Annotated in this window: 10 protein-coding genes; 6 read left to right on the top strand and 4 right to left on the bottom strand. The window is 72.0% G+C overall.

Features of this window, described 5'->3' with window-relative positions:
- The first annotated feature begins 50 nt into the window (after positions 1-50).
- Complete coding sequence (gene argG / locus GV155_RS11155; RefSeq protein ID WP_160007955.1) at positions 51-1,484, top strand: argininosuccinate synthase; 1,434 nt, start codon at positions 51-53, stop codon at positions 1,482-1,484.
- Positions 1,485-1,523: 39 nt separating this feature from the next.
- Positions 1,524-2,546 carry a zinc-binding dehydrogenase gene (locus tag GV155_RS11150; protein ID WP_160007953.1) on the top strand — a complete coding sequence of 341 codons (1,023 nt, stop codon included), beginning with the start codon at positions 1,524-1,526 and terminating at the stop codon, positions 2,544-2,546.
- Between the two features lie 28 nt (positions 2,547-2,574).
- Here the strand turns inward: GV155_RS11150 and GV155_RS20455 are convergent, their stop codons facing one another.
- The gene (locus tag GV155_RS20455; protein WP_201300144.1) at positions 2,575-2,808 is read right to left on the bottom strand and encodes an SHOCT domain-containing protein; all 234 of its coding nucleotides are present in this window, start codon (positions 2,806-2,808) and stop codon (positions 2,575-2,577) included.
- On the bottom strand, positions 2,809-2,943 hold the full coding sequence (locus GV155_RS20990; RefSeq protein WP_268892602.1) for a hypothetical protein: 135 nt from the start codon (positions 2,941-2,943) through the stop codon (positions 2,809-2,811). It lies immediately after the preceding gene.
- Between the two features lie 250 nt (positions 2,944-3,193).
- Here GV155_RS20990 and GV155_RS11140 point away from each other — a divergent pair, with 250 nt between their 5' ends.
- Both GV155_RS11140 and GV155_RS11135 read left to right on the top strand, forming a co-directional pair.
- The gene (locus tag GV155_RS11140) at positions 3,194-3,763 is read left to right on the top strand and encodes a DUF308 domain-containing protein (protein WP_160007951.1); all 570 of its coding nucleotides are present in this window, start codon (positions 3,194-3,196) and stop codon (positions 3,761-3,763) included.
- The gene (locus GV155_RS11135) at positions 3,760-4,242 is read left to right on the top strand and encodes a hypothetical protein (RefSeq protein ID WP_160007949.1); all 483 of its coding nucleotides are present in this window, start codon (positions 3,760-3,762) and stop codon (positions 4,240-4,242) included. The genes GV155_RS11140 and GV155_RS11135 overlap by 4 nt, the downstream gene beginning before the upstream one ends.
- A 53-nt stretch (positions 4,243-4,295) precedes the next feature.
- Here GV155_RS11135 and glpK read toward each other — a convergent pair whose 3' ends face one another.
- Together glpK and GV155_RS11125 are read right to left on the bottom strand one after the other, a co-directional pair.
- A complete protein-coding gene (glpK, locus tag GV155_RS11130; RefSeq protein WP_160007947.1) occupies positions 4,296-5,816 on the bottom strand; it encodes a glycerol kinase GlpK in 1,521 nt (506 codons plus the stop codon).
- A gap of 52 nt (positions 5,817-5,868) precedes the next feature.
- Positions 5,869-6,594: an MIP/aquaporin family protein gene (locus GV155_RS11125; RefSeq protein WP_201300143.1), complete on the bottom strand. Its 726-nt coding sequence runs from the start codon at positions 6,592-6,594 to the stop codon at positions 5,869-5,871.
- Positions 6,595-6,760: 166 nt separating this feature from the next.
- Here GV155_RS11125 and glpD point away from each other — a divergent pair, with 166 nt between their 5' ends.
- Together glpD and argH are read left to right on the top strand one after the other, a co-directional pair.
- A complete protein-coding gene (gene glpD / locus GV155_RS11120; RefSeq protein WP_160007945.1) occupies positions 6,761-8,479 on the top strand; it encodes a glycerol-3-phosphate dehydrogenase in 1,719 nt (572 codons plus the stop codon).
- Positions 8,480-8,492: 13 nt separating this feature from the next.
- Positions 8,493-9,929, top strand: coding sequence for an argininosuccinate lyase (argH, locus tag GV155_RS11115; RefSeq protein WP_160007943.1), 1,437 nt, complete (start codon positions 8,493-8,495; stop codon positions 9,927-9,929).
- Position 9,930: the final 1 nt, after the last annotated feature.

The raw sequence follows: 9,930 nt of genomic DNA, 5'->3' as shown, positions 1-9,930 counted from the left end.
CCTCCACACCCCGCCCGAGACCCCCACCCCACGAAGGACGGCTAACTAAAGTGAGCAAGGTTCTGACCTCCCTCCCGACCGGCAAGCGCGTCGGGATCGCATTCTCCGGAGGACTCGACACCTCGGTCGCCGTGGCCTGGATGCGCGAGAAGGGTGCCGTCCCGTGCACCTACACCGCCGACATCGGCCAGTACGACGAGCCCGACATCTCCGGTGTCCCCGACCGTGCGCTGCTCTACGGCGCCGAGATCGCCCGCGCCGTCGACTGCCGCACCCAGCTGGTCGAGGAGGGCCTGGCCGCGATCGCCTGCGGCGCCTTCCACATCCGTTCCGGCGGCCGCGCCTACTTCAACACCACCCCGCTCGGCCGGGCGGTCACCGGCACGATGCTGGTCCGCGCGATGCACGAGGACGACGTCGACATCTGGGGCGACGGGTCGACCTTCAAGGGCAACGACATCGAGCGGTTCTACCGCTACGGCCTGCTGGCCAACCCCGAGCTGCGGATCTACAAGCCCTGGCTTGACGCCGACTTCGTCTCCGAGCTCGGCGGTCGCGACGAGATGAGCCAGTGGCTCACCGAGCACGAGCTGCCCTACCGCGACAGCAAGGAGAAGGCGTACTCGACCGACGCCAACATCTGGGGCGCGACCCACGAGGCGAAGACCCTCGAGCACCTCGACGTCTCGCTGGAGACCGTCGAGCCGATCATGGGCGTGAAGTTCTGGGACCCCTCGGTGGCCATCGAGACCGAGGACGTCACCGTGCGCTTCGAGGCGGGCCGCCCGGTCGCGATCAACGGGCAGACCTTCCCCGACGCGGTCCGGCTGGTGATGGAGGCCAACGCGATCGGCGGGCGCCACGGCCTGGGCATGTCGGACCAGATCGAGAACCGGATCATCGAGGCCAAGTCGCGCGGGATCTACGAGGCGCCGGCCATCGCGCTGCTGCACATCGCCTACGAGCGCCTGCTCAACGCGATCCACAACGAGGACACCATCGCCTCCTACCACGACCAGGGCCGCCAGCTCGGTCGGCTGCTCTACGAGGGCCGCTGGCTCGACCCGCAGGCGCTGATGGTGCGCGAGTCGATCCAGCGCTGGATCGCCTCGCTGGTCACCGGCGAGGTCACCCTGCGGCTGCGCCGCGGCGAGGACTACACCGTCCTGCGCACCGACGGCCCGGCGTTCTCCTACCACCCCGACAAGCTGTCGATGGAGCGCACCGACAACGCCGCGTTCGGCCCCGTGGACCGGATCGGGCAGCTGACGATGCGCAACCTCGACATCGCCGACTCGCGCGCCAAGCTCGAGCTGTACGCCGCCCAGCCGCTCGACCAGGGCCAGGTGCTGGTCGAGAACGGCACGCTGTACGGCGAGCTGGAGCGCGGGGGAGCCGAGCGGATCTCGCGCAACCCCGCCGCCGAGGGTGACGCCAGCGACCGCTGGCTCGACGACGTCGCGATGGAGTCCGGCACCGACTGAACCGGTGCCGGACGACGCCCGGACAGAGAGGGGTCCCTCGTGCGCGCAGCCGTGCTGACCAGGTTCGGCGGGCCCGACGCGGTCGAGCTGCGCGACGTGGCCGACCCGCTCCCGGGCCCCGGCGACGTACGCCTGCGGGTCACCGCCGCGGCCGTCAACAACACCGACGTCTGGACGCGGGAGGGCGCCTACGGCCTGCCCGGCGACCCCGGCGCGCTGGCCGGCTGGCTCGGGCCGGTCGCCTTCCCGCGCATCCAGGGCGCCGACGTGGTCGGCCGGGTCGACCTCGTCGGGGACGGTGTCGACCCCGGGTGGGTCGGTCGGCGGGTGCTGGTCGACCCCGGCACCTTCGACCTCGCCACCGACCCGCCGCGGCTGACCGCGGTGCTGGGCAGCGAGGAGGACGGCGGGTTCGCGGAGCTCGTCGTGGTGCCGCTCGGGCGGGTCTACGACGTGACCGCCTCCCCGCTGAGCGACCCCGAGCTGGCGTGCCTGCCGATCGCCTACGGGACCGCCACCGGGATGCTCGAGCGGGGCGGCGTGGTGGCCGACGAGCTGGTGCTCGTGACCGGCGCCTCGGGCGGCGTCGGCCTGGCCGCGGTGCAGCTCGCCGCGGCCCGCGGTGCGCGCGTGGTCGCCCAGACCACGCCGGACAAGGCCGACCTGGTCCGGGCGGCCGGCGCCACCTCGGTGGTCGACCGCGACGCGGGCGGGCTGGAGGACCTCGCGCCGGACGGCCTCGACGCCGTCGTCGACGTGGTCGCCGGCCCCCAGGTCGACCGCCTGCTGCCACGGCTGCGACCCGGCGGACGGTGGATCGTGGCCGGCGCGGTCGCCGGGCCGGTCGTGCAGCTCGACCTGCGCCGGCTCTACCTGCACGACCTGCGCCTGGTCGGCTCGACGATGCACACCCCGGCCCACTTCGCCGTGCTCGTGGACCAGGCCCTGGCCGGCGGGTTCCGCCCCCGGGTGGCCGCGACCTACCCGTTGGAGGAGCTCCACGCGGCCCACGCGGCGCTCGAGCGCCGCGACCACGTGGGCAAGATCGTCGTCCTGCCCTGACGGCAGCGGCACGACCGGGTGCACCCCCTCAGCGCAGGGCCCGTTCCTTGAGCGTGCGGTACTCCGCCTCGTCGATCGCGCCGCTGTCCAGCAGCGTCCTGGCCGTGGCGATCTGGTCGACCGGGGTCCGCTCCGACGACAGCCCCTGGTGGTCCCGCCGGGCCCGGGCCGCGTTCTCGTCCCCGCGCTCGGCCATCCCACGACCCCGCACGACGAGGTAGACCAGCGCCGTGAGGGCAGGGACGACGATCAGGAACACCACTCAGACCGCCTTCCACCACCCCGACAACCCACGGTCGCGCAGGAGGTCCCCGAGGACCTGGACGAGGACCACGAGGTAGGCGAGGAAGAAGAACGCCGAGAGCAGGAGCCAGAAGAAGTCCCAGAAGCTGTCCATGGCGGTGTCGATCCTGTGAGTGGTGGTGGTGCCCGGGTGCTCCCGGCCCACCGACTCTCCGGCAACCGCGCCCCGCGCCGGTGGGGCCACCGGTCCTCGGCCGCGGGGACCCGGGACCTGTCCCGGCAGAGACGTCCGCGGCCCCCGAGTGCGACGTTGTGCTCTGTCGGTGCCGGAGGTGCCGGTCCTAACGTCGGTCCACGGCGGTGGACCACGCCGCCCACGGTCTCGGTCACGGCGAGGAGACGAGATGTCGAAGGACTGGTACACCCTGAGCCCCTCTGGCCTGCTGGCGCGTGGCGCGCTGGGCGTCGTCTTCGGCGTGGTGGTGATGGTGTGGCCGATCACCTCGGCGCTGGCGTTCGTGATGCTCTGGGGCTTCTGGGTGCTGGTGGACTCGCTGGGATCACTCAGCCAGACGCTGCGCTCGGACGCGACCGGCCGGATGTGGCTCGGTCTGCTCGGCGTGCTCGGCCTCGTGGCGGCCTTCCTCGCGATCGTGACGCCCGCGATGACGGCGGTCGCCGCCACCTGGGCCGTCGGGCTGTGGCTGCTGGTCCGCGGCGGTGTCGAGCTGGCCGGCGCCCTCGGCGCCGCGGGGGACACCTCGCGCGGGCTGCTGGTCCTCAGTGGCGTCCTCTCGGTGCTGGTGGGCGTGCTGCTGGTCACGAACCCGGGACGCAGTGCGATCGCCCTGGCGTTCTGGTTCGGCCTCTCGACGGCGCTGTGGGGCGTCGCCCACGTCGGCCTCGCGCTCCTCGTGCGCCGCCAACGGAGCGTGCCGTCGAGCAGCAGTGTCGGTGACACCGCCCTGCGATGAGGACAGGGGACGGCGACCAGGGGCGGCGGGGCCTCGTGGACCGCGCCCCGGTGGGGGCGGTCGACGTCGTCGACCTGTTCGTCTACGTCGTGGTGCTCAACCTGGCAGTGGAGCACGTCCCGTCGGTGATCAGTGAAGGGTTCACCCTGTCGCTGCTGACCGCGCTCCTGCTCAAGGTCGTCCTCGAGGTGGTCGTCCTCGTCAAGCGACGAGTACGCACCCTGATGAGGTCGAGCGAGACTCCCCGGGGCAGGCTCGCCGCCGCGCTGTCCCTGTGGCTGCTGGCCGTCGGCAGCAAGGTCGTGGTGCTCGAGGCGGTCGACCTGCTCTTCGGTGACGCGGTCAGCCTCGGAGGGTTCTTCTCGGTGACCGGGCTCGTGGTCGTCCTGCTGCTGTGCCGCTCCGCCGTACGACGTGTCCTCCGGGACGCACCCGGACCCGTGCGGCGGTCAACACAGCAGCGGATCACTGCCACCTGATGGCAGTGATCCGCTGCTGTCCTGCGTGAGGTGGCGGGGGAGTCCCCCCGGGCTCACTCCACGTCGTCGTCGACCCAGTCGAGGGTCTTGGTGACGGCCTTCTTCCAGTTGCGCATCAGCCGCTCACGCTCGGCGTCCTCCATCGAGGGGCTCCAGCGCTTGTCCTCGCCCCAGTTCTTAGTGATGTCGTCGGTGTTGGCCCAGTAGCCGACGGCGAGCCCCGCGGCGTACGCCGCCCCGAGCGCGGTGGTCTCCGCGACCTTCGGCCGCACCACGTCCACGCCGAGGATGTCGGCCTGGAACTGCATCAGCGTCTCGTTGACGACCATGCCGCCGTCGACCTTGAGCTCGGTCAGCGGGACCCCGGAGTCGGCGTCCATCGCGTCGGAGACCTCCCGGGTCTGGAAGGCGGTCGACTCGAGCACTGCCCGGGCGATGTGGCCCTTGTTGACGTAGCGGGTCAGCCCCACCAGGGCGCCGCGGGCGTCGGGGCGCCAGTGCGGGGCGAAGAGGCCGGAGAACGCCGGGACGAAGTACGCGCCGCCGTTGTCGTCGACCTTCTTGGCCAGGTCCTCGATCTCGGCCGCCGAGGAGATCATCCCGAGGTTGTCGCGCACCCACTGCACCAGCGACCCGGTCACCGCGATGGAGCCTTCGAGGGCGTAGACCACCGGCTCGTCGCCGAGCTTGTAGCAGATCGTGGTGAGCAGGCCGTTCTCGCTGGGGACCTGCTCGGTGCCGGTGTTGAGCAACATGAAGTTGCCGGTGCCGTAGGTGTTCTTGGCCATCCCCTTCTCCAGGCAGGCCTGGCCGAAGGTGGCGGCCTGCTGGTCGCCGAGGATGCCGGCGACCGGGACGCCCTTGAGGACGCCGGGCTTGCACTCGCCGTAGATCTCGGAGGACGACTTGATCGTCGGCAGCATCGACATCGGGATGCCCATGTCGGCGGCGATCGACTCGTCCCACGCCAGCGTCGAGAGGTCCATCAGCATGGTGCGGCTGGCGTTGGTGACGTCGGTGACGTGCTCGCCGTCGTTCTCGGCGCCGCCGGTGAGGTTCCACAGCACCCAGGTGTCGGTGTTGCCGAAGATCAGGTCGCCGGCCTCGGCCTTCTCCCGCGCCCCCTCCACGTTGTCGAGGATCCAGGTGATCTTGGGCCCGGAGAAGTAGGTCGCCAGGGGCAGGCCGCAGACGTCCTTATAGCGCTCCTCGCCGCCGTCGGCGGCGAGCTTGTCGACGATCTTCTGCGTGCGGACGTCCTGCCAGACGATGGCGTTGTAGACCGGCTGACCGGTGTGCCTGTCCCACACGATCGCGGTCTCGCGCTGGTTGGTGATGCCGACGGCGGCGATGTTGCCGGAGTTCAGGTTGGCCTTCGACAGCGCGCCGCCGATGACCTTGCGGGTGTTGCCCCAGATCTCCAGGCCGTCGTGCTCGACCCACCCGGCGCGCGGGAAGATCTGCTCGTGCTCGACCTGGTCGCTGGCGACGACCTGGCCGGCGTGGTCGAAGATCATCGCCCGGGTGCTCGTGGTGCCCTGGTCGATCGCGAGGACGTACGTCTTGTCTGCCATGCGGGTGCCTCCGGTGTGTGCGTGCGGTGGGGTACGGGTGGTGGTGCCGGCCTCAGACCATGGAGGCGTAGTCCATCAGCTGGCCGACGTAGCCGCCGAGCGCGCCGCCGACGAGGGGGCCGACGATCGGCACCCAGGCGTAGCCCCAGCCGCTGGCGCCCTTGCCCGAGATCGGCAGCAGGGCGTGGGCGATGCGGGGGCCGAGGTCACGGGCGGGGTTGATGGCGTAGCCGGTGGGGCCACCGAGGCTGGCGCCGATGCCGACGACGAGCAGCGCCACGGCCAGCGGGCCGAGGCCCGAGGGGGTCGCACCGAAGGCCACGATGACGAACACCAGCACGAAGGTGCCGATGACCTCGGTGGCGACGTTCCAGACGGGGGCGTTGATCCCGGGTGCGGTGCTGAAGACGCCGAGCTTGTCCGCGGGCAGGGCGTCGGCCTCGTCGAAGTGCTTCTTGTAGGCCACCCAGCAGAGCACGGCACCGATGAAGGCGCCGAGCAGCTGGGCGGCGAAGTAGGTCAGCACGTCGGCGAAGGACAGGCCCGAGTCACCGGCGGTCACCAGGCCGATGGTGACGGCGGGGTTGAGGTGGGCGCCCGACTTCACCGCGACGAAGACGCCGGCGAAGACCGCCAGCCCCCACCCGAAGTTGATCATCAAGAAGCCACCGGCGTTGCCGTTGGTCTTCGGGAGCACGGCGTTGGCGACGACGCCGCAGCCGAGCAGCAGCAGCGTGGCGGTGCCCAGGAGTTCTGGGATGAAGATGTCGGTGAACAAGACTGACCCTCTCGTTGGTGGTGCCGCCGGCGCCCGGGACGTCGTCGACGGTGTCGACGTGGCGTGACCGGGGTCACGCTAGACACCCTGGCGGGGGAGCGCCAGGCTCGCCACGCGCTTACCCTGGAAAGTCCGGCACCACTCGTACGGAGAGAAGGACGTCCCCATGGTCACAGCAGCCCGTCTCGGACCCGAGGAGCGCGCCCGCGCCTGGCAGGACCTCGACTCCCGTGGTGTGGACGTCCTCGTCGTGGGCGGCGGCGTCACCGGGGCCGGCGTCGCGCTCGACGCCGCGACCCGCGGTCTGCGGGTGGCGATGGTCGAGCAGCGCGACCTGGCCTCCGGGACGTCCTCCCGCAGCTCCAAGCTGTTCCACGGAGGGCTGCGCTACCTCGAGCAGCTGAACTTCGTGCTGGTGCGCGAGGCGCTCAAGGAGCGCGAGCTGATGCTGACCCGGATCGCCCCGCACCTGGTCAAGCCGGTCAAGTTCCTCTACCCGCTCAAGCACCGCATCTGGGAGCGGCCCTACGTCACCGCCGGTCTCACGCTGTACGACCGGATGGGCGGCGCCCGCTCGGTGCCCGGTCACCGCCAGCTGACCCGCACGATGGCCCGACGCATCGTCCCGGCGCTGAAGAAGGACGCGCTGACCGGCGCGCTGCTCTACTACGACGCCCAGGCCGACGACGCCCGGCACACGATGATGGTCGCGCGCACCGCCGCGTCCTACGGCGCCACGGTGCTGACCTCGGCGAAGGTCGAGGAGCTGCTCCGCGCCGGCGAGCGCGTCGTGGGCGCGCGGGTCACCGACGTCGAGACCGGCGAGAGCCACGAGGTCAGCGCCCGCGTCGTCATCAACTGCACCGGCGTCTGGACCGACGAGGTCCAGGAGATGGCCGGCGGCCGCGGCCGCTTCCGGGTGCGCGCCTCGAAGGGCGTGCACATCGTCGTGCCGCGCGACCGGATCAACGCCGAGGCCGGGATGATCCTGCGCACCGAGAAGTCGGTGCTGTTCGTGATCCCGTGGGGGACCCACTGGATCATCGGCACCACCGACACGGACTGGGACCTGGACAAGGCCCACCCCGCGGCCAGCCGCGAGGACATCGACTACATCCTCGACCACGTCAACGAGGTGCTCTCGACGCCGTTGACCCACGACGACATCGAGGGCGTCTACGCCGGTCTGCGTCCGCTGCTCGCCGGGGAGTCGGAGGCCAGCTCGCAGCTCTCCCGCGAGCACGCCGTCGCCCGCCCGCAGCCCGGGCTGATCTCGATCGCCGGCGGCAAGTACACGACCTACCGGGTGATGGCGGCCGACGCCGTCGACGCCGCCAAGGAGGACCTGGGCCCCGGCGTGGTCGACAGCGTCACCGAGAACGTGCCGCTGGTCGGCGCCGAGGGCTACCAGGCGCTCGCCAACCAGGTCGAGCGGCTGGCCCGCGAGCGCGGCGTGCCCGCCTGGCGCGTCCAGCACCTGCTCGACCGGTACGGCTCGCTGCTCACCGAGGTGCTCGACCTCGGTGCGGACGACCCGTCGCTGCTGCAGCCGGTGCCCGGCGCCGAGGAGTACCTGCGCGCCGAGCTCGTCTACGCCGTCAGCCACGAGGGGGCGCTGCACCTCGACGACCTCCTGGCGCGCCGCACCCGGATCTCGATCGAGAGCCCCGACCGGGGGATCGTCGCGGCCCGGGACACCGCCGAGCTGGTGGCACCCGTGCTGGGCTGGGACGCCGCCCGGATCTCCGACGAGGTCGCGGCGTACGAGGCCCGCGTGGCCGCCGAGCGCGAGTCGCAGTCGGAGGGCGACGACCTGACGGCCAACGCCGAGCGGCTGGCGGCGCCCGACATCCGGGCCCGTGCCGTCGGTCGCGCCTTGGACTGACAGGGTGGGTGGCGTGACCAGCCCGACCAGCCCGACCGTGCGTGGAGCCCTCTGGGGCGGGCGCTTCGCCGACGGCCCGAGTCCCGAGCTCGAGGCGCTGTCGCGCTCGACGCACTTCGACTGGCGGCTCACGCCGTACGACCTCGCGGGGTCCCGGGCGCACGCCCGGGCCCTGCACCGCGCCGGCCTGCTCGACGACGCCGCGCTGGCGACGCTCGTGGCCGGGCTCGACACGTTGGGGGAGCGGTACGCCGCCGGCGACCTGCACCCCGCGCCCTCCGACGAGGACGTCCACGGCGCCCTCGAGCGGCTGCTGCTGGAGGAGGTCGGTCCCGAGGTCGGCGGGCGGCTGCGGGCGGGCCGGAGCCGCAACGACCAGATCGCGACCCTGTTCAAGGTGTTCCTGCGTGACCACGCCCGGGTCGTCTCGTCGCTGCTGCTCGACCTCGTCGACGTCCTCGTCGGCCAGGCGCGTGAGCACCTGGGGGACCAGCCGACCGTGATGCCGGGACGGACGCACCTGCAGCACGCCCAGCCGGTGCTGCTCTCGCACCACCTGCTCGCGCACGCCTGGCCGCTGCTCCGCGACGTCGACCGGCTGGCCGACTGGGACCGCCGGGTGGCGGGCGACTCGCCGTACGGCTCCGGAGCCCTGGCCGGCTCGAGCCTCGGGCTGGACCCGGTGGCGGTCGCCCTGGACCTCGGCTTCACCGGCTCGAGCGCCAACTCGATCGACGGCACGGCCGCCCGCGACTTCGTCGCCGAGCTGGCCTACGTCACCGCCCAGGTCGGGGTCGACCTGTCACGGCTCGCCGAGGAGGTCATCCTCTGGGCGACCAGGGAGTTCGCGTTCGTGACGCTCCACGACTCCTGGTCGACGGGCTCGAGCATCATGCCGCAGAAGAAGAACCCCGACATCGCCGAGCTCGCCCGGGGCAAGGCCGGCCGGCTGATCGGCAACCTGACCGGGCTGATGGCCACGCTGAAGGCGCTGCCGCTGGCGTACAACCGGGACCTCCAGGAGGACAAGGAGCCGGTCTTCGACTCCGTCGACACCCTCGAGGTGCTGCTGCCGGCGATGAGCGGGATGGTCGCGACCCTGGTCTTCGACACCGAGCGGCTCGCCGAGCTGGCGCCCGAGGGGTTCTCGCTCGCCACCGACGTCGCGGAGTGGCTGGTACGGGAGGGAGTCGCGTTCCGCACGGCCCACGAGCTGGCCGGCGCGTGCGTGCGCCGGTGCGAGGAGCTCGGCGTCGGGCTCGCCGACCTCACCGAGGAGCAGCTGGCCGGGATCTCGCCGCTGCTGACGCCCGGGGTGCGTGACGTGCTGACCGTCGAGGGATCGGTGTCCTCCAGGTCGGGTCGCGGCGGCACGGCCGCGGTCCGCGTGGGCGAGCAGCTGGTCGAGGTCGAGACCCGCGCGGCCACGCTGCGCGACGCGCTCGCCTGAC

It is taken from the genome of Nocardioides sp. AX2bis, from assembly GCF_902506435.1.
Classification (GTDB): Bacteria; Actinomycetota; Actinomycetes; order Propionibacteriales; family Nocardioidaceae; genus Nocardioides.
This window is presented reverse-complemented; position numbering and strand designations above follow the sequence as displayed.

What these genes read in the sequence shown, in the direction of transcription:
- GV155_RS20990 (WP_268892602.1), bottom strand. Translation starts at nt 2,943, where the DNA reads ATGGACAGCTTCTGGGACTTCTTCTGGCTCCTGCTCTCGGCGTTCTTC.
- GV155_RS11135 (WP_160007949.1), top strand. Translation starts at nt 3,760, where the DNA reads ATGAGGACAGGGGACGGCGACCAGGGGCGGCGGGGCCTCGTGGACCGC.
- glpD (WP_160007945.1), top strand. Translation starts at nt 6,761, where the DNA reads ATGGTCACAGCAGCCCGTCTCGGACCCGAGGAGCGCGCCCGCGCCTGG.
- GV155_RS11140 (WP_160007951.1), top strand. Translation starts at nt 3,194, where the DNA reads ATGTCGAAGGACTGGTACACCCTGAGCCCCTCTGGCCTGCTGGCGCGT.
- glpK (WP_160007947.1), bottom strand. Translation starts at nt 5,816, where the DNA reads ATGGCAGACAAGACGTACGTCCTCGCGATCGACCAGGGCACCACGAGC.